Annotated in this window: 21 protein-coding genes and 1 pseudogene; 12 read left to right on the top strand and 10 right to left on the bottom strand. The window is 67.3% G+C overall.

What is annotated here, in order from left to right; all coding sequences use genetic code 11:
• Positions 1–149 (bottom strand): annotated as a pseudogene (locus A5781_RS25920) (hypothetical protein); the annotation flags it as partial.
• A 94-nt stretch (positions 150–243) separates the two neighbouring features.
• Between A5781_RS25920 and A5781_RS17250 the strand changes: the two are divergent.
• The 7 genes from A5781_RS17250 to A5781_RS17220 all read left to right on the top strand — a co-directional run bounded on the left by A5781_RS17250 (position 244) and on the right by A5781_RS17220 (position 10423).
• Positions 244–2625 (top strand): hypothetical protein, encoded by a 2382-nt coding sequence (locus tag A5781_RS17250; protein ID WP_197503876.1) that lies wholly within the window; start codon positions 244–246, stop codon positions 2623–2625.
• Positions 2622–6242, top strand: a complete 3621-nt coding sequence (locus A5781_RS17245; protein WP_067208731.1) for a murein biosynthesis integral membrane protein MurJ — start codon at positions 2622–2624, stop codon at positions 6240–6242. Before A5781_RS17250 ends, A5781_RS17245 begins: the two co-directional genes overlap by 4 nt.
• Before the next feature lie 65 nt (positions 6243–6307).
• On the top strand, positions 6308–6919 hold the full coding sequence (sigM, locus tag A5781_RS17240) for an RNA polymerase sigma factor SigM (RefSeq protein ID WP_067208727.1): 612 nt from the start codon (positions 6308–6310) through the stop codon (positions 6917–6919).
• Complete coding sequence (locus A5781_RS17235; RefSeq protein WP_067208723.1) at positions 6912–7640, top strand: hypothetical protein; 729 nt, start codon at positions 6912–6914, stop codon at positions 7638–7640. Before sigM ends, A5781_RS17235 begins: the two co-directional genes overlap by 8 nt.
• Positions 7641–7712: 72 nt before the next feature.
• Positions 7713–8720 carry a thioredoxin-disulfide reductase gene (gene trxB, locus A5781_RS17230; protein ID WP_067208718.1) on the top strand — a complete coding sequence of 336 codons (1008 nt, stop codon included), beginning with the start codon at positions 7713–7715 and terminating at the stop codon, positions 8718–8720.
• Positions 8717–9067 (top strand): thioredoxin, encoded by a 351-nt coding sequence (gene trxA, locus A5781_RS17225; RefSeq protein ID WP_066951113.1) that lies wholly within the window; start codon positions 8717–8719, stop codon positions 9065–9067. Before trxB ends, trxA begins: the two co-directional genes overlap by 4 nt.
• A gap of 135 nt (positions 9068–9202) precedes the next feature.
• Positions 9203–10423: an N-acetylmuramoyl-L-alanine amidase gene (locus A5781_RS17220; RefSeq protein WP_067208714.1), complete on the top strand. Its 1221-nt coding sequence runs from the start codon at positions 9203–9205 to the stop codon at positions 10421–10423.
• On the opposite strand, the gene A5781_RS17215 is transcribed toward A5781_RS17220, so the two are convergent.
• From A5781_RS17215 to rpmH, 9 genes are all read right to left on the bottom strand, one after another.
• Positions 10420–11169 (bottom strand): acetyltransferase, encoded by a 750-nt coding sequence (locus A5781_RS17215; protein ID WP_067208710.1) that lies wholly within the window; start codon positions 11167–11169, stop codon positions 10420–10422. The two genes, A5781_RS17220 and A5781_RS17215, sit on opposite strands and share 4 nt — an antisense overlap.
• Positions 11170–11435: 266 nt before the next feature.
• Positions 11436–12413 carry a ParB/RepB/Spo0J family partition protein gene (locus A5781_RS17210; protein WP_067208707.1) on the bottom strand — a complete coding sequence of 326 codons (978 nt, stop codon included), beginning with the start codon at positions 12411–12413 and terminating at the stop codon, positions 11436–11438.
• A gap of 23 nt (positions 12414–12436) precedes the next feature.
• Positions 12437–13507, bottom strand: a complete 1071-nt coding sequence (locus A5781_RS17205; RefSeq protein WP_369817743.1) for a ParA family protein — start codon at positions 13505–13507, stop codon at positions 12437–12439.
• Entirely contained in the window at positions 13402–14127 is a 726-nt protein-coding gene (gene rsmG, locus A5781_RS17200; protein ID WP_067208700.1) for a 16S rRNA (guanine(527)-N(7))-methyltransferase RsmG, read from the bottom strand. Before rsmG ends, A5781_RS17205 begins: the two co-directional genes overlap by 106 nt.
• A gap of 59 nt (positions 14128–14186) precedes the next feature.
• Positions 14187–14744 (bottom strand): R3H domain-containing nucleic acid-binding protein, encoded by a 558-nt coding sequence (locus A5781_RS17195; protein ID WP_067208697.1) that lies wholly within the window; start codon positions 14742–14744, stop codon positions 14187–14189.
• Positions 14745–14825: 81 nt separating this feature from the next.
• Complete coding sequence (gene yidC, locus A5781_RS17190) at positions 14826–15935, bottom strand: membrane protein insertase YidC (protein WP_156624736.1); 1110 nt, start codon at positions 15933–15935, stop codon at positions 14826–14828.
• Positions 15919–16260, bottom strand: a complete 342-nt coding sequence (gene yidD / locus A5781_RS25135; RefSeq protein ID WP_082939399.1) for a membrane protein insertion efficiency factor YidD — start codon at positions 16258–16260, stop codon at positions 15919–15921. The genes yidC and yidD overlap by 17 nt, the downstream gene beginning before the upstream one ends.
• The gene (gene rnpA, locus A5781_RS17185; RefSeq protein WP_067208690.1) at positions 16257–16619 is read right to left on the bottom strand and encodes a ribonuclease P protein component; all 363 of its coding nucleotides are present in this window, start codon (positions 16617–16619) and stop codon (positions 16257–16259) included. The genes yidD and rnpA overlap by 4 nt, the downstream gene beginning before the upstream one ends.
• 23 nt (positions 16620–16642) lie before the next feature.
• Complete coding sequence (rpmH, locus tag A5781_RS25130; RefSeq protein WP_073880743.1) at positions 16643–16786, bottom strand: 50S ribosomal protein L34; 144 nt, start codon at positions 16784–16786, stop codon at positions 16643–16645.
• A gap of 550 nt (positions 16787–17336) precedes the next feature.
• Here rpmH and dnaA point away from each other — a divergent pair.
• The 5 genes from dnaA to gyrB all read left to right on the top strand — a co-directional run bounded on the left by dnaA (position 17337) and on the right by gyrB (position 24607).
• The gene (dnaA, locus tag A5781_RS17180) at positions 17337–18869 is read left to right on the top strand and encodes a chromosomal replication initiator protein DnaA (protein WP_067208775.1); all 1533 of its coding nucleotides are present in this window, start codon (positions 17337–17339) and stop codon (positions 18867–18869) included.
• Between the two features lie 537 nt (positions 18870–19406).
• Complete coding sequence (gene dnaN, locus A5781_RS17175) at positions 19407–20606, top strand: DNA polymerase III subunit beta (RefSeq protein ID WP_067208686.1); 1200 nt, start codon at positions 19407–19409, stop codon at positions 20604–20606.
• Positions 20607–21764: a DNA replication/repair protein RecF gene (gene recF / locus A5781_RS17170; protein WP_067208683.1), complete on the top strand. Its 1158-nt coding sequence runs from the start codon at positions 20607–20609 to the stop codon at positions 21762–21764.
• A complete protein-coding gene (locus tag A5781_RS17165) occupies positions 21761–22318 on the top strand; it encodes a DUF721 family protein (RefSeq protein WP_067208674.1) in 558 nt (185 codons plus the stop codon). The genes recF and A5781_RS17165 overlap by 4 nt, the downstream gene beginning before the upstream one ends.
• 255 nt (positions 22319–22573) lie before the next feature.
• A complete protein-coding gene (gene gyrB / locus A5781_RS17160; protein ID WP_067208671.1) occupies positions 22574–24607 on the top strand; it encodes a DNA topoisomerase (ATP-hydrolyzing) subunit B in 2034 nt (677 codons plus the stop codon).
• Positions 24608–24616: the final 9 nt, after the last annotated feature.

Genomic DNA, 24616 nt, shown 5'->3' with positions numbered 1-24616 from the left:
AGATGTGTATAAGAGACAGGCAGGGCGGCGGGGCCGTGGTTTTGGAGCTTGTCGATCAGCTCGTGGGCCACTCGGGCCAGTCGACGTTCGTCGGCGTAGGCCAGCTTCGACGGCAGCTCGTGCATCGGCACCCAGGCCACCGCTGCCACCCACCTCCCCCCGGCGCCGCCCGCAGACACACTCGCGTACCCGGCATGCCGACAAGCCGGCGACCAGCCGGAAGAACGGCCACGGGCCAGGGCCGTGACGACGCCCCGACTCTGCTTGTTACGCCTCGCGGCAGTGATCGGCATCGTGGCCGGGTTCGCGATGCTCACCGCGCCCGTCATGCCGCACGCGGCCGCGGGCGAGCCGGGCGTGACACCGTTCGTCCGCGTCCGCATCGACCAAGTCACCCCGGATGTGGTCACCACGTCCAGCCAACCCCTCGTCACCGTCAGCGGCATGGTGACCAACGTCGGCGACCGCCCCGTCCGCGACGTCATGGTCCGCCTCGAACACGCCGGGGCGATCACCGCGTCCACGGGATTGCGGACCACCCTGGACGGCGAGACCGACGGGTATCAGCCGGCCGCCGATTTCCTGACGGTCGCTCCCGAACTGCAACGCGGCCAAGAAGCCGGCTTCACCCTGTCGGCGCCGCTGCGCTCGTTGACCAAACAGTCCCTGGGGATCGAGAAGCCCGGCATCTACCCGGTCCTGGTCAACGTGAACGGCACACCCGATTACGGCGCCCCCGCCAGGCTCGACAACGCGCGCTTCCTGTTGCCGGTGGTCGGTGTGCCCCCCGACCAGGGCGGTGAACTGGGCTCCGCCGTCGCGCCCGACACCTCCAAACCCGTGTGGATCACCATGTTGTGGCCGTTGGCCGATCGGCCCCGGCTGGCCCCTGGCGTGCCCGGCGGCACCATTCCCGTGCGCCTCGTCGACGACGACCTGGCCACCTCCCTGGCCAGCGGCGGCCGGCTGGACATCTTGCTGTCCGCGGCCGAGGTCGCCACCAGCCACGACGTCGACCCCGACGGCGCGGTCGGCCGGGCGTTGTGTTTGGCCGTCGACCCCGACCTGCTCGTCACCGTCAACGCGATGACCGCCGGCTATGTGGTGACCGATCCGCCGGAGGGCCCCGGTCAGCTTCCGGGCACCCTGACCCACCCCGGTGCCGGACAGGCCGCAGCGGCCGAATGGCTCAACCGGCTGCGTGCCCTGGCCCGCCGCACCTGTGTCGCGCCGCTCCCCTACGCGCAGGCCGACCTGGACGCCCTGCAACGCGTCAACGACCGCGGGCTGAGCGCCGCCGCGACCACCGACGCCAACAGCATCGTCGACCGCATCCTGGACGTACCGTCCGTGCGCGGCGCCACCCTGGTGCCCGACGGCCCGCTGACCAACCGCGCGGTCAACCTGCTCGGCGCCAACGAAACCACCGTCGCCGTTGCCGCCGCCGGCCTGTCCGCCGCGGATGCGCAGGCATCCTCCGATGCCACCGTCGACACCGCACCGCGGCGGCTGTCCCCGCAAGTGGTGGTCGCGCCGTTCGACCCGGCGGTGGGCGCCGCGCTGGCCGGGGCGGGAAGCTCTCCCGCCGTCCCCACCTACCTGGACTCGTCGCTGACGATCCGGCTCGCGCACGACTCGGTGACCGCACGCCGCCAGGACGCATTGGGCTCGATGTTCTGGCACGCCTTGCGCCACGATGACGCGCCCCGCACCCAGATCCTGGTCCCGCCGGCGACGTGGAATCTGCAGGCCGACGACGCCCACGTGATCTTGACGGCGCTCACCACCACCATCCGGTCCGGTCTCGCGGTACCGCGACCGCTGCCGGCGGTGGTTGCCGAGGCCTCGGCCCGCACCGAGGAGTCCGAGCCGGCCGGGGCCTACACCTCCGTGCGCGGCCGATTCGGCGACGATGTGACGGCCGCGGTGGCCGGCCAGGTCGGCCGGCTGTCGGGCCTGACGTCGGCGCTGAGCACCGACGAGCGCACCGGGCTGACCGGCATCCAATACACCGCGCCGCTGCGTGAAGACATGCTGCGCGCGCTGAGCCAATCCGAACCGCCCGACACCCGCAACGGAATGGCCCAGCAGCGGATGGCCGTCGTCGGCAAGACGATCAACGACCTCTTCGGCGCGGTCACGATCGTCAACCCGGGCGGCTCCTACACCCTGGCCACCGAGCACAGCCCCCTACCGCTGGCGCTGCACAACGGCCTGGCCGTCCCCATCCGGGTGCGGCTGCAGGTCGACGCCCCACCGGGGATGACGGTCACCGACGTCGGCCAGATCGAATTGCCCCCCGGATACCTACCGCTGCGGGTGCCGATCGAAGTGAACTTCACGCAGCGGGTCGCCATCGACGTGACGCTGCGGACCCCGGAGGGCTTGCGGCTGGGCGAGCCGGTTCGCCTGTCGGTGCATTCCAACGCCTACGGCAAGGTGCTGTTCGCCATCACCATGACCGCTGCCGCCGTGCTGGTGTTGCTGGCCGGACGGCGCCTGTGGCACCGCTTCCGCGGCCAGCCCGACCGCGCCGACCTGGACCGGCCGGACCCACCCGGAGCCAGATCCGCGGGCATGGACGACCAGACCGACGATCGGGTCGAGCAAGAGCACCGAGTATGAAACCCGCCAACCGGCAGGCCGCGCCGCAACACCCCCGCCCGGCACAGCCGCCGCGGCGCCCCCGAAGCCCGGGCTCGCCGCCCACGGGTCCCCTGCCGCCCGTTCCAGCGGGGATCGATCGCCGGCGACCCGAACTGTCCGACGCCGCGCTGGTATCGCGGTCGTGGGCGATGGCGTTCGCCACGCTGGTCAGCCGGCTGACCGGCTTCGCCCGGGTCGTGCTGCTGGCGGCCATCCTGGGCGCCGCGCTGTCCAGCGCGTTCTCGGTGGCCAATCAGCTGCCGAACCTGGTGGCGGCGCTGGTGCTCGAGGCGACCTTCACCGCCATTTTCGTGCCGGTGCTGGCCCGCGCCGAACAGAGCGACCCCGACGGCGGCGCCGCGTTCGTGCGGCGCCTGGTCACGTTGACGACCGCGCTGCTGGTTTTGGCGACCGCGCTGTCGGTGCTCGCCGCGCCGCTACTGGTGCGGCTGATGCTCGGCCGCGCCCCGCAGGTCAACGAGCCGCTGACCACCGCGTTCGCCTACCTGTTGCTCCCCCAGGTGCTCGCCTACGGCCTGACATCGGTGTTCATGGCGATCCTCAACACCCGCAACGTGTTCGGGCCGACGGCGTGGGCACCGGTGGTCAACAACGTCGTCGCCCTCGCGACCTTGGCGGTCTACGCCGTCGTCCCGGGCGAACTGTCGGTCGACCCCGTTCGGATGGGCAACACCAAGCTGTTGGTCCTCGGCATCGGCACGACGCTGGGCGTCTTCGCGCAGACCGCGGTGCTGCTGGCGGCGCTGCGGCGCCAGCGGGTCGACCTGCGCCCCCTATGGGGGATCGACGAGCGCCTCAAGCGCTTCGGCACGATGGCCGCCGCGATGGTGCTCTACGTGCTGATCAGCCAGCTCGGCCTGGTGGTCGGCAACCAGATCGCCAGCACGGCGGCCGCTTCGGGGCCCGCCATCTACAACTACACCTGGCTGGTCCTGATGCTGCCGTTCGGCATGATCGGCGTGACCGTGCTGACCGTGGTGATGCCACGGCTGAGCCGCAACGCCGCCGCCGACGACACCAAGGCCGTGCTCGCCGACCTGTCGCTGGCCACGCGCCTGACGCTGATCACGCTGATCCCGATCGTCGCGTTCATGACCGTCGGTGGTCCAGCGATCGGCAGCGCGCTGTTCGCCTACGGCCACTTCGGCGGAGTCGACGCCGGATACCTGGGCGCCGCGATCGCCCTGTCGGCGTTCACCCTGATCCCCTACGGGCTGGTGCTGTTGCAGCTGCGCGTCTTCTACGCGCGCGAGCAGCCCTGGACGCCGATCGTCATCATCCTCGTCATCACGGCCGTCAAGATCGTCGGATCCGTGCTGGCGCCCCACCTCACCGACGACCCCAAGCTGGTAGCCGGTTATCTGGGGCTGGCGAACGGTATCGGGTTTCTGGCCGGCGCAGTCATCGGCTACCTCTTGCTCCGGCGCACCCTGCTGCCGACGGGCGGCCACCTGATCGGCAGAGGTGAGCTGCGCACCATCCTGGTGACGATCACCGCCTCGATGCTGGCCGGTCTGGTGGCCAATGTGGCCGACCGGCTGGCGGGACTGGACCGGCTGACCGCGCACGGCGGCGGCGCGGGTTCCTTGCTGCGCCTGCTCATCCTCGCCGTCATCATGCTGCCGATCATGGCGACGGTGATGCTCCGCGCGCGTGTCCCGGAGGCGCAGGCCGCGCTGGACGCCGTCAGACGCCGCTTCGGGGGCCATGCGGTGCCGTCCCGCAAACCGATGACACCGGATCGATCGTCTGCCCGGTCCCCGGTCACGTACCCTGAGCAGAGGAATTCGTCCCCGCCTGGGGTAAATGCGGTCCAGGAGCCGATCCGGCGCAGACCTCCGGAGCGGGCAATCCCAGCCCGGATAGCGAAAGGACCGGAGGTGACCGACCGCCCTGTCGAGAGTGCCGCGTCGGGTGCCGAGGTGCCACGACCGGTTGCCGACGACTTCCAACCCGACATCCCCGCCGACCGACCGTCCGAGCCGGCGGCCCCACGCCCGTCCGACCAGCGCAACGGCGACGTTGCGCCCGAATCGCGCGGCGGTCCGCCCCCGTTTGACGCGCCCCGCGACCGCGGCGGCGACCCGGCAGGAGACGACGTCCATCTGGTTCCCGGCGCTCGCATCGCCGGCGGCCGGTATCGCCTGCTGGTCTTCCACGGCGGCGCGCCGCCCCTGCAGTTCTGGCAGGCGCTCGACACCGCGCTGGACCGGCAGGTGGCGCTGACCTTCGTCGACCCCGACGGGGCGTTGCCCGACGAGGTGCTGCAGGAAATCCTGTCCCGCACCCTGCGGCTCAGCCGCATCGACAAGCCCGGCATCGCCCGGGTGCTCGACGTGGTCCACACCGGCCACGGCGGCCTGGTCGTCTCGGAGTGGGTGAGGGGCGGTTCGCTGCAGGAGGTGGCCGACACCGCGCCGTCGCCCGTCGGCGCCGTCCGGGCAATGCAATCGTTGGCGGCGGCAGCCGACGCGGCCCACCGCGCCGGCGTCACGTTGTCGATCGACCACCCGAGCCGGGTGCGCGTGAGCATCGAGGGCGACGTCGTGCTGGCGTACCCGGCGACCATGCCCGAGGCCAACCCGCAGGGCGACATCCGCGGGATCGGCGCAGCGCTGTATGCCCTGCTGGTCAATCGGTGGCCGCTCGCGGAGTCCAGCGTGCGCAGTGGGCTCGCCCCGGCCGAGCGCGATTCGACGGGCCAGCCGGTGGAGCCGATGGTCATCGACCGCGGCATTCCCTTCCAGATTTCGGCCGTAGCGGTCCGCGCGGTTCAAGAGGATGGCGGGATACGCAGCGCGTCAACGCTTTTGAACCTGCTGCAACAAGCGACTGCGGTGGCCGACCGGACCGAGGTGCTGGGTCCGATCGACGATTCGCCGGCGCCCGCCACCGCGCGTGCGTCCGCGGGTCAGGACGACGGGGCCCTGGCGCGGCGGCGCCGCAACGTGTTGATCGGCGTGGGCGCGGGCGTTGTCGTCATCGTGGTGGCGTTGTTGGTCCTGGCGTCGGTGGTGAGCAGGATCTTCGGCAACGTCGGCGGTGGCCTCAACAAGGACGAGCTCGGGCTGAACGGCCCCTCCTCCTCCACCTCGTCGTCGGCCCCCAGCTCCGCGGCCGCCGGCAGCGTCGTCAAGCCGACCAAAGCGACGGTCTACTCCCCCGACGGCGATGCCGACAACGCGGGCACGGCCGGGCAGGCGATCGACGGTGATCCCTCGACCGCCTGGGCGACCGAGGTCTACACCGATGCGGTCCCGTTCCCCAGCTTCAAGCAGGGTGAAGGCCTGATGCTGCAGCTGCCCAGCGCCACCGTCGTCGGGCAGGTCACGATCGACACGCCGAGCAGCGGGACCAAGGTCGAGATTCGCTCGTCGGCCACGGCCTCGCCGGCGTCGCTGAACGACACCACCGTGCTGGCGTCCGCCTTCACGCTCAAGCCGGGTCACAACGTCATACCGGTCCGGGCGGGTTCGCCGACGTCGAATCTGCTGGTGTGGATCTCCACGCTGGGAACGACCAACGGCAAAAGCCAGGCCGGCTTCTTTGAGATCACGGTCCAGGCCGCTTCCTGATCGCACTCACAGCGCCCCCGCCGTGGTGAAGTGCCGCCCCGCAGCCGATTGGTTACTGTCCGGCCGTGGGCTCCCGGGGAGACATCCAGCGCGAACGCAGTGATGCCGAGCTGCTGGCAGCCCACGTCGCCGGCGACCGGCACGCCTTCGGCGAGTTGTTCCTGCGCCACCAGCGACAGCTGCACCGGCTGGCCCGGCTCACCACGCGCACTGCCGAGGACGCCGAGGACGCGCTGCAGGACGCCATGCTCTCGGCGCACCGCGGCGCCGGCGCGTTTCGGCATGACGCCGCGGTCGGCAGCTGGCTGCACCGCATCGTCGTCAACGCCTGCCTGGACCGGCTGCGGCGCACCAAGGCGCACCCGACCGTCCCGCTCGAAGACGTCTACCCGGTGGCCGATCGCACGGCCCAGGTCGAGACCGCGATGGTGGTGCAGCGCGCTCTGATGCGGCTTCCCGTCGAGCAACGGGCCGCGGTGGTCGCCGTCGACATGCAGGGGTACTCGGTGGCTGACACCGCCGCGTTGCTGGGCGTCGCCGAGGGCACCGTCAAGAGCCGGTGCGCCCGGGCGCGGATGCGCCTCGCCGAACTTCTCGGCTATCTCAAAGCCGCGCCCGACCTGGGCCCACCCATGGCCGTCAGGCAGCGCATGACGGACACTGGGGCGGATGAGTGAAGCCGACGACGAAGCCGACGAGCCGCCCCTGACGGTCGAGCTTCTCGCCGACCTGCAGGCCGGCCTCCTGGACGACGAATCCGCGGCCCGCGTGCGGCGACGGGTCCGCGATGACGCGCAGGCCGAGCAGGTTCTGCGCGCCCTCAACCGGGCGCGCTGCGACGTCGCCACGCTGGGTGCCGACCCGGCGCCCGACGTCCCGCCCGAGGTCACCGCCCGGATCTCGGCGGCGCTGGCGTCGGCTGAGACAGACCAGCCGGTCGCGCACTCGGCTCGGCCCCGGATCCGGCCCGCGCGGGTGGTCGCCGTGGTGGCGGGCGTGGGCGCGCTGCTCGCGGCGGTCGGCGTGGGCACCGCGGCTCTGATCACCGCGCCGGAGCCTGCCCCCAGCACCCCGGTCACCGCCGAGCACATCACGGTGTCGACCCCGCCGATGGTGGTGCCGCTGTCGCAGGACGAAATACTGGGCCTGCTCAACCAGAGCCCGGATTACGGCGCCCTCGGTGACCCGGCACGGCGCGCCTCCTGCCTCACCGGCCTCGGCTATCCGGCGTCCACGCAGGTGCTGGGCGCGCGCCGGGTCGAGATCAACGCCCGCCCCGGCGTCGTGCTGGTGGTGGCGGGCGACACTCCCCACAGCCTGGCGGTCTACGTCGTCGCGCTGAACTGCACTGCCGCCGACACCGGCCTCATGGCCAACACCGAAATCCCCCGCCCTTAGTGCGGCGCCGGGAACAGCCGTGCCTACGCTGGCGTTTGTAGGAATCCAGGGACGATCGCTTGAAAGGGTTCTATGACCGCCGACACTGTGCACGACGTCATCATCATTGGTTCGGGTCCTGCTGGGTACACCGCGGCGTTGTACACGGCGCGGGCGCAGTTGGCGCCGGTGGTGTTCGAAGGGACGTCGTTTGGTGGCGCGTTGATGACCACCACAGAGGTGGAGAATTTCCCGGGTTTTCGGGACGGCATCACCGGTCCCGAGTTGATGGACCAGATGCGTGAACAGGCCCTCCGTTTCGGGGCCGATCTGCGGATGGAAGACGTTGAATCGGTTTCGCTGGACGGCCCGGTCAAGTCGGTGACGACGGCCGAGGGCGAGACCGTCCGCGCCCGGGCCGTCATCTTGGCCATGGGCGCGGCGGCGCGGTATCTGGGGGTCCCCGGCGAGCAGGAGCTGCTGGGCCGCGGGGTGAGTTCGTGCGCGACCTGTGACGGGTTCTTCTTCAGAGACCAAGACATCGCGGTCATCGGCGGCGGGGACTCGGCGATGGAGGAAGCCACGTTCTTGACCCGGTTCGCGCGCAGCGTCACCCTGGTGCACCGCCGCGACGAATTCCGCGCCTCGCGCATCATGCTCGAACGCGCCCGCGCCAACGACAAGATCACCTTCGCGACCAACAAGGCCGTGCTGGGCGTCGAGGGCGACCAGACCGTCACGGGTTTGCGGGTGCGCGACACCCTCACCGGGGAGGAATCCACTCTGCCCGTGACGGGTGTGTTCGTGGCGATCGGTCACGATCCACGCTCGGAGTTGGTGCGCGATGTTCTCGACACCGACCCCGAGGGCTACGTGCTGGTTCAGGGCCGCACCACGGCCACCTCGATCGAGGCGGTGTTCGCGGCCGGGGACCTGGTGGATCACACGTACCGCCAGGCGATCACCGCCGCCGGCAGCGGCTGCTCAGCGGCCATCGACGCCGAACGCTGGCTGGCCGACCATGTCGAATCAAGCTCTGCTGCTCAAAGCGACGCAACCGAATTTCCTGGCAGTACCGAGATGATTGGAGCACCTCAATGACCGCCGAAAAAGCCGGGGCCACAATCGAAGTCTCAGACGCATCGTTCTCCACGGAGGTGTTGTCCAGCAATAAGCCTGTGCTGGTTGATTTTTGGGCGACGTGGTGTGGGCCGTGCAAGATGGTAGCGCCGGTGCTCGAGGAAATCGCAAGCGAGCGCGCCGAGCAGCTCACCATCGCCAAGCTCGATGTGGATGCCAATCCGGAGACCGCGCGCGACTTCCAAGTCGTCTCCATCCCCACCATGATTCTGTTCAAAGACGGCCAGCCGGTGAAGCGGATCGTCGGCGCCAAAGGCAAGGCAGCGCTGCTGCGGGAGCTCTCGGACGCGGTTCCCAACCTCAGCTGATCGCGATTTAAGTTCGCCGCACCACGCCCCGGCGTTCAGCCTGGGGTTTTCCCGAATATGCGAAGCATCTGCGACAATTGCTGTTAGCTGTTGCTCAGATACGAGCCTGTCAGTGTGTCCCGGAGGGCCTTTGGTATGTCGAGTCCGCGCCGTGAATACGGCGATGCGCTGCGCTGTGGTGACCGCAGCGCAGCTGTGACCGAGATCCGGGCTACGTTGGCAGCGCTAGGGCTGCTGGACGGCGCCGAAGATGATCTCACCACCGGCCGGCACGTGCCCCCCGAGCTCTTCGATATCGAACTCGACCAGGCGGTACGCGCTTTCCAGCAGCACCGCGGCCTGCTGGTGGACGGCATCGTCGGCGAGGCCACCTATCGGGCCCTGAAGGAGGCGTCCTACCGGCTCGGCGCGCGCACGCTGTATCACCAATTCGGTGCCCCCCTCTACGGTGACGACGTCGCCACCCTGCAGGCCCGCCTCCAGGACCTCGGTTTCTACACCGGCCTGGTCGATGGCCACTTCGGGTTGCAGACGCACAACGCGTTGATGTCTTACCAGCGTGAGTACGGGCTCGCCGCCGACGGCATCTGTGGTCCAGAGACATTGCGTTCCTTGTACTTTCTGAGCTCCCGCGTCACGGGCGGTTCACCACACGCGATACGCGAGGAGGAGCTGGTCCGCCGATCAGGACCCAAGCTGTCGGGCAAGCGGATCATCATCGATCCGGGTCGCGGCGGCACGGATCACGGCGAGCTGATGCAGGGTCCGTCGGGACCGGTCAGCGAAGCGGACGTGTTGTGGGACTTGGCAAGCCGGCTCGAGGGGCGGATGACCGCCATCGGCATGGAAACCTTCTTGTCACGGCCGGTCAACCGCAGTCCGTCCGACGCCGAACGCGCCGCCACGGCCAACAACGTCGGGGCGGACCTGATGATCAGCTTGCGCTGTGAAAACCAGTCCAGCCCCGCAGCCAACGGCGTGGCTTCCTTTCATTTCGGAAACTCGCACGGCTCGGTGTCCACGATCGGGCGCAATCTAGCGGACTTCATTCAACGAGAAGTGGTGGCCCGCACCGGGTTACGAGATTGCCGAACCCATGGCCGGACATGGGATCTGCTGCGCCTGACCCGGATGCCCACGGTGCAGGTGGACGTCGGCTACATCACCAATCCACAGGATCGCGCAATGCTGATCTCGACACAGACCCGCGACGCCATCGCCGAAGGTATTCTCGCCGCGGTCAAGCGGCTCTACCTCCTGGGCAAGAATGACCGGCCCACCGGCACGTTCACATTCGCCGAACTGCTGGCCCACGAGCTTTCCGTGGAACGCGCCAGCCGGCTCGGCGGCTCCTAGCCGATTTCGGCGCCCTGCAACGCATTTCCTGACGCAGACCCGGCTCCCACCGGCTCTTGCAGTTGTGCGGCTTCCAGCAGGCGCTCCAAAGCCGCCTCGACTTCGGCCTTCCACCCGAGGCCCTTGTCCAGCTCGAGCCGCAGCCGCGGAAAGTACGTGTGCGGCGCCACCACAACGAAACCCGCGTCCTGCAGAAACTCCGCGTCGATGACGCAGTGGTCCACCGAGCAGTCACCGACGGCCTCCAGCACCGGCCGCACATCAGGGGCCGCCGCCAACGGGTCCTGCAACTCCGACGCCGCCGGCGTGCGGCCGAAGGCTTCCAGCGCCCGCACTCCGCGCCGAACCAGTTCGTCGATCACCCGGGCAAGCAGCCCGTGCAGCAGATCGTCGGCGGCCTGCCCCGGCTCAATGCCCATCGAAGTCAGCAGCACCGCGTCCGCGGAGACCGGCGCGGTGGGAAACCGCTGCGCCCGCGGCACCGCCCGCGGCGGCGCGTAGAAAACGTAGCCCAGGCACGGCGGTTCGCTTTGGCTTCGGTCGTCGACGGCCGCGGTCGCGACCTGACCGCACGACCCCCACTCCAGCATGACCATCGACAGCCAGGCTTCCTTCTCGAACTCCGGATCGGCGAGGTGGTCCTGACCGAGGGTCGCCGGGTCGACCTCCCAATACACGCAGCGACGCGCATGCTTGGGAAGCTGTTCGAAGGCCTCGAGGCGCAGCGGGGTGATTCGAGCGGACACTAGCCTCCTGGCTCCTGTGCAGTACTGCAGCCAATGGCACCGGCAACCCCTCCAGGATAAGAGAGGAGGTCGCAATCCGGCCAGCTTTGTCGTCGAGGCGCCGATCACGGCGCCGGAACGCTCAGCACGTTACCGCCCCGAACGGTTCGTTACCGAAAATCGTTGAAACTCATGCGCTTTCGTAACTCGGCGGGGCCGTCGGGCCGGGTGTTGCTTATCCGTAACCGCTCCGGTGTCACAGTGACGTAATTACAGGGTATGGCGGGTCAGGCCTTAGCGGTGGTCATCATGTCGATGATTCGCTGCAAATCGTCCACGGAGCCGAATTCCACGACGATCTTTCCCTTGCGCTTGCCCAGGCTGACCGTCACCCGGGTATCGAAGGCGTTCGACAGCCGATCGGCGACTTCCTGGAGTCCCGGCATCTGGATCGGCTTACGCCGCTGGGGAGCCGGCGTGCTCGCGTCGCTCCGATTGGCCAGCGTCACCGCCTCCTCGGTCGCCCGCACCGACAACCCCTCCGCGACGATCCGGCTGGCCAGTTCCTCCTGCGCCTCGGGCCCGGCCTCCAGCGATAGCAGAGCGCGGGCGTGGCCGGCCGATAGCACGCCCGCGGCCACCCGCCGCTGCACCGGGATCGGCAGCTTGAGCAACCGGATCATGTTGGTGATCAATGGACGCGAACGGCCGATGCGCGAGGCGAGTTCATCGTGGGTGACGCCGAATTCGTCGAGCAGCTGCTGGTACGCCGCCGCCTCTTCCAAGGGGTTGAGCTGCACCCGGTGGATGTTCTCCAGGAGAGCGTCGCGGAGCAGGTTGTCATCGCCCGTCTCGCGCACGATGGCGGGGATGGTGGCGAGCCCCGCCTCTTGCGCGGCCCGCCAGCGCCGCTCCCCCATCACGATCTGATACCGCGGGCCCGTCTTGGCTCCTGGGACGGCCCGCACCACGATCGGCTGCAGCAGACCGAACTCGCGGATGGAGTGCACCAGCTCGGAGAGCGCCTCGTCGTCGAACACCTGCCGCGGCTGACGCGGATTGGGCTCGATGTCAGTGGGTGCGATTTCGCGATACACCGCGCCCGCCGGCGCCAGCTCCGGGCCGCCGATTAACACGTCCGCCGCCGCGTCCCCCATCCGCGGACCGAGGGTCGCGGGGCCCGAGTCGCCTTCGGCGGGACCGGTCGGGATCAGCGAAGCCAGGCCCCGGCCGAGGCCGCCCTTCTTGCGTAACGGCTGCGTCATGGTCGTCCCTTCACGGATGGTGGTCAATCGCGTTCGGCGAGTTCACGGCTCGCGTCGAGATAGCTCATCGCCCCGCGCGAACCGGGGTCGTAGTCGATGATGGTCATGCTGTAACCGGGTGCTTCCGAGACTTTCACGCTGCGGGGGATCACCGTGCGCAGCACCTTGGTTCCGAAGTACCGGCGCACCTCTTCGGCGACCTGGTCGGCGAGCTTGGTGCGGCCGTCGTACATGGTTAGCACCACGGTGCTCACGTCGAGCCGCGGATTGAGGTGGGCTTTCACCATCTCGATGTTGCGCATCAGCTGCGACACACCCTCGAGCGCGTAGTACTCGCACTGGATAGGGATCATCACCTCCGGCGCGGCGACGAGCGCGTTGATGGTCAGCAGTCCCAGTGACGGCGGGCAGTCGATGAAGACGTAGTCGAAGTCGAGGTCGTCCAGTTCCGCCAGGGCAGTCCGCAGCCGGTTCTCGCGCGCCACCATGCTGACCAATTCGATCTCGGCGCCCGCCAAGTCGATGGTGGCGGGGACGCAGAACAGCCGCTCGTTATGCGGGCTGCGTCGCAGCGCGTCCTTGACGTCAACCTCACCGATGAGCACCTCGTACGACGAGGGCGTGCCCGACTGCCGGTCGGTGATACCGAGCGCCGTGCTTGCGTTGCCCTGTGGGTCGAGATCGATGACCAACGTCTTGATCCCCTGCAGCGCCAGGGCCGCGGCCAGGTTCACTGCCGTGGTGGTCTTCCCGACACCACCTTTCTGATTGGCAACGGTCAGGACCCGCCGGTGACTCGGCCGGCGCAGCGGCGGATAAGTGGTGTGCAGGACCCGCATCGCCCGCTCGGCGGCGGCGCCTATCGGCGTATCGAATTCGTCCGCTGTTTCACGTGAAACATTCGCCGCGGGGTCCCCGACCGCCTCCGGCGCTACGGCCGCCACGGGTGCCTGGACGGGCGGGGCGCTCGGTGATTCTCCCGGATTGCTCATCGATTTCCGGCCTTCCCCATCCGTGCCGGCTGGTGGCGCGGCTGCTTTCCGCGTCGGGCTATCACTACGGTTGCGGGGGGACGCAAATAGGTCGCGCCACATGTCACCACCCTGGCATCAACGGCGCCCGATGCTGCCATCACACGCCGGTACTGTTCAACTTCGTCGCGTCCGCGGTCGCCCTTGATCGCGAGCATCCGACCGCCTGGTCGCAGCAACGGCATGCTCCACTTCGCCAACTTGTCCAACGACGCAACCGCTCGTGACACCGCCGCATCCCTTTCCCCGAACTGGTGGCGTACCCACAGTTCCTCGGCACGGCCGCGGACCACTTCGACGGCTAACCCTAGTTGGTCGACGACCTCGCTGAGAAATTCGCTGCGGCGCAACAACGGCTCGAGCAGCACCACGTCCAGATCCGGACGTGCGAGCGCCAACGGGATACCGGGCAACCCCGCGCCGCTGCCGATGTCGATGACCCGCTCCCCCGCCTCGAGCAATTCCGCGACCGCAGCGCTGTTGAGCAGATGGCGGTCCCAAATGCGCTCCACTTCGCGCGGGCCAAGCAGCCCCCGTTCCACACCGGGGCCGGCCAATAGGTCCGCATACCGCCGCGCCAAATCGAGCCGCGCACCGAAGATCGACGCCGCGGCGTCCGGCTCCGGCGAGGCGGGTTGATCCCCGTCGGGTTCGACCGGGCCGACATGTTTCACGTGAAACATCCTCTGCTTTGCCTGGCGCGGAATCGGGTGCCCGCCGGAACTACACGGCTGTAACTCGACTAGTCGTGCAGCACCACAACTCGCCGCGCGGGCTCCACGCCCTCGCTTTCGCTGTGCACGCCCGGGACCGCCGCGACGGCATCGTGGACGATCTTGCGCTCGAACGGCGTCATGGGGGCGAGCTCTTCGCGTTCGCCCGATTCCAGTACGCGCCGCGCCACCTTGTCGCCCAGAGCCGCCAGCTCCTCACGGCGCCGCCGGCGCCAACCGGCGATGTCGAGCATCAAGCGGCTACGGACTCCCGTCTTCTGGTGCACGGCCAGTCGGGTGAGCTCCTGCAGCGCGTCGAGCACCTCGCCGCCGCGGCCCACCAACTTGTTCAAGTCGTCGCTACCGTCGACGCTCACGACCGCCCGGTTGCCTTCGACGTCCAGATCGATGTCGCCGTCGAAGTCCAACAGGTCCAACAACTCTTCCAAGTAGTCGCCGGCTATCTCCCCCTCGGCGACCAACCGCTCCTCCTGGTCGTCGAAGTCCTCGGCGCCTTCCTCGGCCGGCCGCTCGGCTTCGAGTTCGGTATCCACGTCGCGTTCGGTGGTGGTGTCTGCGTCGGTCATGTCTTTCTCTCCCTCATCCACGGGTCCCTGCCAATCGGGGTCACCCACCCAGGGCGGCCCAGTATGGCGATGTCTCCCTTGTCAGCGTTTGCGTTTCTTGGGTCGCGCGCCCGGCCGCGGAGTGCGGTTGGGCGTGCCACCGTTTTGTCCACTCGGATTCGGCTTGTCCGCCTCAGGCTTCGCCTCTGGGGCTTCGCCTTCGGCGGCTTCGGAGTCCACCTCCCGCTCGGCGGCCGTCGACGACCCGTTGCCCCCCGGCTGTCCCGGCTTGGGGTTGCGCTTCGGTTTCGCCCCGGGCGCCGGCGCGTTGGCCGCCCGGCGCTCCAGCGCTTCTTGCTTCTTGGCCTCGTCCTCTTTTTCGATCATGCCGAACACGTAGTGCTGCTGACCGAACGTCCAGATGTTGTTCGCGAACCAGTACAGGATGATCGCGAGCGGCAGGAACGGACCACCGACGACCACGCCGAGCGGAAACACGTACAGCGCAAGCTTGTTCATCATCGCCGTCTGCGGATTGGCCGCGGCTTCCGGGCTCTGCCGCGCCACCGATGCCCGACTGTTGAAGTAGGTCGCGATGCCGGCCAGGATCATCACCGGCGCGCCGACCAAGATGACCGCCGGCCGGCTGAAGAAGGTGAACGCGTCCAGCCCGGTCCGCTGCGTCATGAACGCGCCGATCGGTGCGCCGAACAAGTTGGCATCCAGGAAGTGCCCGACGTCGGTCGGGGTGAAGACGTAGTTTCCGGTGAGGCGGTTCTGCACCACCGACAGGTGCGGCTGACCGAAGCCCCCGGTGGTTCGGTTGAACGACCGCAACACGTGATACAGGCCAATGAACACCGGGATCTGCGCGAGCATCGGCAAGCACCCGAGGATGGGATTGAACCCGTGCTCGCGTTGCAGCTTCTGCATCTCGAGCGCCATCCGCTGGCGGTCTTTCCCGTACTTCTTCTGCAGCGCCTTGATCTGCGGTTGCAGCTCCTGCATCTGACGGGTGGTCCGGATCTGCCGCACGAAGGGCTTGTACAGCAGCGCCCTCAGGGTAAAAACCAGGAACATCACCGACAGCGCCCACGCGAAGAAGTTCGACGGTCCCAGCATCGAGGCGAACAGCTTGTACCAAGCCCACATGATCCACGACACCGGGTAGTAGACGAAGTCGAGGCTAAAGAAATCAAACAAGAGTTCCACTCTCCCCTCGCGCCGCCGGGCGGGCCCAAGCGTCGCTGGCATCTTCGAAGTTCACGTGACATCCCGAGCGCTCCGGTATCGGATCCCATCCGCCCCGATGCCATGGTCCGCACTTGGCAAGCCTGACCGCAGCCAACCAACTCCCCCGCATCAAGCCGTACTCGGTCAGCGCGTCGACCGCATACTGGCTGCACGTCGGCACGAAGCGACATGTCGCTGGCCGCAGGGGCGAAACCATGTGCCGGTACAGCTGGATCAGAGAGATCAGGCCCCGCACGGTTGCCGCGCCCAGCGTATGGATGGCGGCACGCGCCGGCGCGGTCACCCTTGCCGTCCCGCCGACTCGAGCGCCCGTCGCAAACCTCGGCGCAATTCCTGTGCCAACCGCTCCGACGACGCGGTCCGGCTGCCGGGCAGCGCCCGGATGACCAGCTGGTCGGAATCTTGGAGGTCACCCAAAGCGGATCGCGCCACATGCCGCAGCCGGCGTGATACTCGATGGCGTTCCACGGCCGAGCCCACCGACTTGCCGACAATCAATCCGACCCTCGGAGCCGTCGTCACATCGTGATCGCCCGCCCGCCGGACGTGGACCACGATGTCGGGCTGCGAGGCGCGGGCGCCGTGTTTCACCGTCGCGTCAAACTCCGTTGACCGCCTCATGCGGTTGCGTGCGGAAAGCACCGCCGAAAAACCTGACGTTGCGATCAGGCAGATAGCGCGCGGCGCCCCTTACGGCGCCGGCTCGACACAATCGAGCGTCCGGCGCGGGTTCGCATGCGCAACCGGAAGCCATGCACGCGGGCTCGGCGCCGGTTGTTCGGCTGGAAGGTCCGCTTGCCCTTGGCCACGACGTTCTCCTCGTTGTGTCTCGCATTTCCATCCGGCCGGCCAGACGTCTCGCTCAGGTTCGTCTGCGGGTCGGTCGGAGGTAATCTTGCTGCTGGCCGGCGCGGTCCCCAGGCAGACCTGGGTCGCAGCCGCATCGCCGACTTTCGGGCGACTGTTTGAGGGTACTGACCACGCTTCGCCTGGTCAAACCTGGCCTGCCCCAACGCACCCCCCGGTCGCGAGCGGCACCGGGCCCAAGCGACCCTAAACAACCCGATTGGAATGCAGCAGAACGGTTGGCAGCCGCACGGAAAACTGTTAGCTTCTGCCAGTGTCGTTTTAGACTGCAACGGCGCTCCACAACGAAGCAAGGATGGTGGGTCGACTAGCTGCCTAGACAGCCGTCAACGGTTTTCTTCCAGCGCGGAGATCGCAAGCCGTCGCCGGTAGGTTCGGGTTCGCATACGCTCATCCTGTCCACACCTGTGTATAACTATGTGGACAGTCGCTTTGTCACCAAGCGTGGTTGTAGCTTGACCCGGGATGCTCGAGAACCAGGGGGATGCGTCGTTGACCGATGACCCCGGTTCAGGTTTCACGACCGTGTGGAACGCGGTTGTTTCCGAACTCACCGGCGAATCCACCCCCGACGGGATAGCCGCCAACCGCACCACGCTGATTACTCCCCTGACACCACAGCAACGGGCCTGGCTGAACCTGGTGCAGCCGTTGACCATCGTCGAGGGATTCGCGCTGCTGTCGGTGCCGAGCAGTTTCGTCCAGAACGAAATCGAGCGTCATCTCCGCGCCCCCATCACCGACGCCCTCAGCCGCCGCCTCGGACAGCAGATCCAGCTCGGGGTGCGCATCGCGCCGCCCGACGACGACGCCGACGATGTTGTGATTCCGCAAGGTGAACCATTTCCCCAAGCCGAAGCGTCGTTCGCGGAAGACGACGCCATCGACACCGATGAGGCAGAGGAGAACGGCGACGGGGCCGAGGGTGCGCCGCAGAGTTGGCCGAACTACTTCACCGAGCGTCCGCATTCCGCCGATCCGGCGGTAGCCGGCGGTACGAGCCTGAACCGCCGCTACACCTTCGACACCTTCGTCATCGGAGCCTCCAATCGCTTCGCGCACGCCGCGGCTCTGGCCATCGCCGAGGCACCGGCGCGCGCTTACAACCCACTCTTCATCTGGGGTGAATCCGGTCTGGGGAAGACCCACCTGCTGCATGCCGCAGGGAACTACGCGCAGCGGTTGTTCCCCGGCATGCGGGTCAAATACGTCTCCACCGAGGAATTCACCAACGACTTCATCAACTCGCTGCGCGACGACCGCAAGGTCGCATTCAAGCGCAGCTACCGCGACGTCGACGTGCTGCTCGTCGATGACATTCAGTTCATCGAGGGCAAGGAAGGTATCCAGGAAGAGTTCTTCCATACCTTCAACACCCTGCATAACGCCAACAAGCAGATCGTCATCTCCTCGGACCGCCCCCCCAAACAACTCGCCACCCTCGAAGACCGCCTCCGCACCCGGTTCGAGTGGGGCTTGATCACCGACGTCCAGCCTCCCGAACTCGAGACCCGCATCGCCATCTTGCGTAAGAAGGCACAGATGGAGCGGCTCGCGGTTCCCGACGACGTCCTGGAGCTCATCGCCAGCAGCATCGAACGCAACATCCGCGAACTCGAGGGCGCCCTCATCCGCGTTACCGCGTTCGCCTCGTTGAACAAGACGCCGATCGATAAGGCGCTGGCCGAGATCGTGCTGCGCGATCTCATCGCCGATGCCAGCACGATGCAGATCAGCGCGGCGACCATCATGGCGGCGACGGCCGAATACTTCGACACCACCGTGGAAGAACTACGCGGCCCCGGCAAGACCCGCGCGCTGGCGCAGTCACGCCAGATCGCGATGTACCTGTGCCGGGAGCTCACCGACCTGTCGCTGCCCAAGATCGGCCAGGCATTCGGTCGTGACCACACCACGGTGATGTACGCGCAGCGCAAGATCTTGTCCGAGATGGCCGAGCGGCGTGAGGTCTTCGATCACGTCAAAGAGCTCACCACTCGCATCCGGCAACGCTCCAAGCGCTGACGCCGGGGCTCTCTGCGCCCTGCCCGCGCAATTAATTCCAAAAAACTTCTCGCACGTCTGTCACACCCGACACACCCACGGGTTGTGCGCAGGACTGTGCACAACGCAATCAAACACCCGTGTACTAAGCGGCGCCGCGTGCACAGCCGTCCTTCCTCCCCAGCGGCCCAACACTCGACACACAGTTGTCCACGCGGTGATGCACAGCCCGATCCCCTGCCCTAGCTGCATCAAACCGTCGCTGTCCCCAGTCTGCACAGGCCTTATTACTAGTACTGAGATCTCTTCGTCATTTCTTCTTTGAAATACAGCGTTGAGGACGCGTGCTCGAATGCCCGTCGAGGATCCGCCGGTAACCCAGCTTGTCGGGCTTCGCGATTAGCTTTCAAGATGGCCCCAGACGATCTACGGTTGTTCTTCGACTGCCGTTGCGGTCGCCGGTGGCATGACATGTCAGTGGCGTTCGTGGCGGAGCCCCAAGCTAGCGGGGAGAGGCTAGCCACTGACTTTTAAACGCTCGGCAGGTGAAGGGACGCTATGGACGCGGCGACGACAAGAGCTGGCCTCAGCGACTTGAAGTTTCGTTTGGTGCGGGAGTCCTTCGCCGACGCGGTGTCGTGGGTGGCGAAGAATCTGCCGACCCGGCCGGCGGTGCCGGTGCTGTCGGGAGTGTTGTTATCCGGGTCCGATGAGGGCTTGACCATCTCCGGATTCGACTACGAAGTTTCCGCCGAAGCGCAGGTTGCAGCGGAAATCGCTTCTCCCGGAAGTGTTTTGGTATCCGGACGGTTGTTGTCAGACATCACCCGGGCGTTGCCGAACAAGCCCGTTGACTTTTACGTCGACGGTAATCGCGTCGCCCTGAACTGCGGCAGCGCCAGATTCTCGCTGCCGACGATGGCTGTCGAGGATTACCCGACGCTGCCGGGCTTGCCGGAAGAGACGGGGATGCTGCCCGCTGAGCTCTTCGCGGAGGCGATCAGTCAAGTGGCCATTGCGGCCGGCCGCGACGACACGCTGCCGATGCTGACCGGGATCCGGGTCGAGATCTCGGGTAACACGGTGGTTTTGGCCGCCACCGATCGGTTCCGCCTCGCGGTGCGCGAGCTGACCTGGTCTGCGTCGTCGCCCGACATCGAAGCGGCCGTCCTGGTACCGGCGAAGACGTTGGCCGAGGCGGCGAGAGCGGGCGCTGACGGTGCCGAGGTCCGTTTGTCGCTGGGAGCAGGCAGTGGGGTCGGCAAAGACGGTCTGCTCGGCATCAGCGGGAACGGCAAGCGGAGTACGACGCGGCTCCTCGATGCGGAGTTCCCGAAGTTCCGCCAGCTGTTGCCGGCCGAGCACACGGCGGTGGCCACCATCAACGTGGCCGAGTTGACCGAGGCGATCAAGCTGGTTGCGTTGGTGGCCGATCGGGGCGCCCAGGTGCGGATGGAATTCTCCGAGGGCTCGCTGCGGCTGTCCGCGGGCGCCGACGATGTCGGCCGGGCTGAGGAGGATCTTGCGGTCGATTTCGTCGGCGAGCCGTTAACGATTGCGTTCAACCCGACGTACCTCACCGATGGCCTCGCGGCCGTTCATTCGGAGCGGGTGTCGTTCGGTTTCACGACGCCGGGTAAGCCGGCGTTGCTGCGGCCGGCTTCGGCCGACGACAGTCCGCCCACCGGCAACGGGCCCTTCGGGGCGTTGCCGACGGATTATGTCTATCTGTTGATGCCAGTTCGGTTGCCCGGATAGGTGTACGTCCGGCATTTGGGACTGCGCGATTTCCGGTCCTGGGCGCACGCCGACCTCGAACTGCAGCCGGGCCGGACGGTGTTCATCGGATCTAATGGATTCGGTAAGACGAATCTCATTGAGGCGCTGTGGTTTTCGACAACATTGGGTTCGCATCGAGTAGGCACCGATACACCGCTGATCCGGGTGGGTGCCGACCGCGCGGTGGTGTCGACGATCGTGGTCAACGAGGGCAGGGAATGCGCGATCGACCTGGAGATCGCGGCTGGGCGGGCCAACAAGGCGCGGTTGAATCGCTCACCGGTGCGTAGCACGCGCGAGGTGCTCGGAGTTTTACGCGCCGTGCTGTTTGCTCCCGAAGACTTGGCCTTGGTGCGCGGGGATCCCGCGGAGCGGCGCCGCTACCTGGATGACCTGGCGACGGTCCGGCGGCCGGCGGTGGCGGCGGTGCGCGCGGATTACGAGAAGGTTCTGCGCCAGCGCACCGCATTGCTGAAGTCCGCTGCCGGAATCCGGCACCGGGGTGACCGCGGCGCCCTGGACACCCTCGACGTGTGGGACAGCCGGTTGGCGGAGCACGGCGCGGAGTTGATGGCCGCGCGCATCGACCTGGTCAACCAGCTGGCGCCGGAGGTGGAGAAGGCTTATCAGTTGTTGGCCCCGGCGTCGCGGCCGGCGGCGATCGCGTATCGCACCAGCCTCGGCGGACACGCGGCGGCGGACGGGGGCGGCAACGACCGCGAGTTTCTGGAGGCGGCCCTGTTGGCCGCGCTGGCCGAACGCCGCGACGCGGAGTTGGATCGCGGAATGTGTCTGGTCGGGCCGCATCGCGACGATCTGGAGCTGTGGCTGGGTGATCAACCCGCGAAAGGCTTTGCCAGCCATGGGGAATCGTGGTCTTTCGCGGTGGCGCTGCGGTTGGCGTCGTACGAATTGCTGCGAGCCGACGGGAGTGAACCGGTGTTGCTGCTCGACGATGTGTTCGCCGAACTCGACGCGGCCCGCCGTCGAGCATTGGCGACGGTCGCGGAATCGGCGGAGCAGGTCCTGGTGACCGCCGCGGTGCTGGAAGACATTCCAGCGGACTGGGACACCACGCGGGTGCACATCGACTTGCGCGACGACGACCTCGGTCGGGTCTCGGTGGTGCGGTCGTGACCGACAGCGAGGAACAAAGTTCCGGCACCGCACATCCCGGTCCGTTGCGGGGCATCGATTTGGTCAGGCGCACCCTCGAGGAAGCCCGCGCCGCGGCCCGTGCGCAAGGGAAGGACGCCGGGCGGGGACGGTCGACCCCGCCGGCGACCCGACGGGTCGCGGGTCAGCGACGACGCTGGTCGGGCCCTGGGCCCGACGCCCGGGATCCCCAGCCGCTGGGCAGGTTGGCGCGCGACTTGGCGAAGAAGCGCGGTTGGTCGACGCAGGTCGCCGAGGGGACGGTGTTGGGCAACTGGTCGTCGGTAGTGGGCCAGCAGATCGCCGACCATGCGACGGCGACGGCGTTGAATGACGGGGTGCTGAGCGTGACCGCCGAATCCACGGCGTGGGCCACCCAGCTGCGGATGGTTCAGTCGCAGCTGTTGGCCAAGATCGCCGCGGCGGTCGGCAACGGGGTCGTGACGTCGCTGAAAATCACCGGCCCGGCCGCGCCGTCGTGGCGCAAGGGGCCCCGTCATATCGCCGGGAGGGGTCCGCGCGACACCTACGGCTAGCGCCTCGACCGGCGCCGACGATCCCCAGACACCGCTTTATCAACTGGCCGCTCAAAGCCGCCAGGACGACGTGAAGTGCCTTGACGCACGTCGGGACGCGGCGGGAATAGAGAAATCGTCCGCACGGCGCGGTTAGCTGGGTAGAAACGCGCCCAGAGAATCGGTGCGGACGGCCCATCACGGTAGACTGGTGGCATGCGGCTGATGCGGTGACTGGAACCGCCCGCATGAAACCCCAAGGAGAGCATTCCGACCGTGGCTGCCCAGAAGAAGAAGGCGCAAGACGAATACGGCGCTTCAGCGATCACCGTGCTCGAAGGGCTGGAGGCCGTCCGCAAACGCCCCGGCATGTACATCGGGTCCACCGGTGAGCGCGGGCTGCACCACCTCATCTGGGAGGTGGTCGACAACTCGGTCGACGAGGCGATGGCCGGTTACGCCAGCAAGGTCGATGTGCGGCTGCTCGATGACGGCAGCGTGGAGGTGACCGACGACGGGCGCGGCATTCCGGTGGCCATGCACGCCACCGGGGCCCCCACCGTTGACGTGGTGATGACCCAGCTGCACGCCGGCGGCAAGTTCGGTGGCGAGAACAGTGGCTACACCGTCAGTGGGGGGTTGCACGGCGTCGGCGTCTCGGTGGTCAACGCGCTGTCCACCCGCCTGGAAGTCAGCATCAAACGTGACGGCCACGAGTGGTTCCAGTACTACGACCGCGCCGTGCCCGGCACGCTCAAGCAAGGCGAGGCCACCAAGAAGACCGGCACCACGATCAGGTTCTGGGCCGATTCCGAGATCTTCGAGACCACGCAGTACGACTTCGAGACCGTGGCGCGGCGCCTCCAGGAGATGGCCTTCCTCAATAAAGGTCTCACGATCAATCTCACCGACGAACGAGTAGAGCAGGACGAGGTCGTCGACGAGGTGGTCAGCGACACCGCCGAGGCGCCCAAGTCCGCCGAGGAGAAGGCGGCGGAATCGACTGCGCCGCACAAGGTCAAGCACCGCACATTCCACTACCCGGGTGGGCTGGTCGATTTCGTCAAGCACATCAACCGCACCAAGAGCCCGATCCAGCAGAGCGTGATCGACTTCGACGGAAAAGGCCCGGGCCACGAAGTCGAAATCGCCATGCAGTGGAACGGCGGCTACTCGGAGTCGGTGCACACCTTCGCCAACACCATCAACACTCACGAGGGAGGAACCCACGAAGAGGGCTTCCGGAGCGCCTTGACCTCGGTGGTGAACAAATACGCGAAAGACAAGAAGCTGCTCAAGGACAAGGACCCCAACCTCACCGGCGACGACATCCGGGAAGGCTTGGCGGCGGTCATCTCGGTCAAGGTGGCCGAGCCCCAGTTCGAGGGCCAGACCAAGACGAAACTGGGCAACACCGAGGTCAAGTCGTTCGTGCAGAGGGTATGCAACGAACAGCTGACGCACTGGTTCGAGGCCAATCCCTCGGAGGCCAAAACCGTTGTGAACAAGGCGGTGTCGTCGGCGCAGGCGCGCATCGCGGCCCGTAAGGCACGAGAGCTGGTGCGCCGCAAGAGCGCCACCGACCTCGGCGGGCTGCCCGGCAAGCTCGCCGACTGCCGCTCCACCGACCCGCGCAAGTCGGAACTCTATGTGGTGGAGGGTGATTCGGCCGGCGGCTCGGCGAAGAGCGGTCGCGACTCGATGTTCCAGGCGATCCTTCCGTTGCGCGGCAAGATCATCAACGTCGAAAAGGCACGCATCGACCGGGTGCTGAAGAACACCGAAGTCCAGGCGATCATCACCGCGCTGGGTACCGGGATTCACGACGAGTTCGACCTCACCAAGCTGCGCTACCACAAGATCGTGCTGATGGCCGACGCAGACGTGGACGGCCAGCACATCTCGACCCTCCTGCTGACGCTGCTGTTCCGGTTTATGCGGCCGCTCATCGAGAACGGGCACGTGTTCTTGGCGCAGCCGCCGCTCTACAAGTTGAAGTGGCAGCGCACCGAACCCGAATTCGCCTACTCCGACCGCGAGCGCGATGGCCTGCTGGAGGCGGGACTGAAGTCCGGAAAGAAGATCAACAAAGAGGACGGCATCCAGCGGTACAAGGGTCTCGGTGAAATGGACGCGAAGGAGTTGTGGGAAACCACGATGGACCCGTCGGTGCGGGTGCTGCGTCAAGTCACCCTGGACGACGCCGCGGCGGCCGACGAGCTGTTCTCGATCCTGATGGGCGAAGACGTCGACGCGCGCCGCAGCTTCATCACCCGCAACGCCAAAGACGTTCGCTTCCTGGATGTCTGACCTTCCTAG

Source organism: Mycobacterium sp. 852002-30065_SCH5024008 (assembly GCF_001665645.1).
In the GTDB taxonomy this organism is placed as follows: Bacteria; Actinomycetota; Actinomycetes; order Mycobacteriales; family Mycobacteriaceae; genus Mycobacterium; species Mycobacterium paraffinicum.
The sequence above is the reverse complement of the archived record's forward strand: the minus strand, read 5'-3'. Positions and strand labels throughout refer to the sequence as shown.

Coding starts and splice junctions, on each gene's coding strand:
- A5781_RS17195 (WP_067208697.1), bottom strand. CDS start 14,744: ATGACCGACGCAGACACCACCACCGAACGCGACGTGGATACCGAACTC.
- A5781_RS17235 (WP_067208723.1), top strand. CDS start 6,912: ATGAGTGAAGCCGACGACGAAGCCGACGAGCCGCCCCTGACGGTCGAG.
- A5781_RS17220 (WP_067208714.1), top strand. CDS start 9,203: ATGTCGAGTCCGCGCCGTGAATACGGCGATGCGCTGCGCTGTGGTGAC.
- dnaN (WP_067208686.1), top strand. CDS start 19,407: ATGGACGCGGCGACGACAAGAGCTGGCCTCAGCGACTTGAAGTTTCGT.
- A5781_RS17205 (WP_369817743.1), bottom strand. CDS start 13,507: ATGTGGCGCGACCTATTTGCGTCCCCCCGCAACCGTAGTGATAGCCCG.
- trxB (WP_067208718.1), top strand. CDS start 7,713: ATGACCGCCGACACTGTGCACGACGTCATCATCATTGGTTCGGGTCCT.
- rsmG (WP_067208700.1), bottom strand. CDS start 14,127: ATGTTTCACGTGAAACATGTCGGCCCGGTCGAACCCGACGGGGATCAA.
- A5781_RS17210 (WP_067208707.1), bottom strand. CDS start 12,413: ATGACGCAGCCGTTACGCAAGAAGGGCGGCCTCGGCCGGGGCCTGGCT.
- trxA (WP_066951113.1), top strand. CDS start 8,717: ATGACCGCCGAAAAAGCCGGGGCCACAATCGAAGTCTCAGACGCATCG.
- A5781_RS17245 (WP_067208731.1), top strand. CDS start 2,622: ATGAAACCCGCCAACCGGCAGGCCGCGCCGCAACACCCCCGCCCGGCA.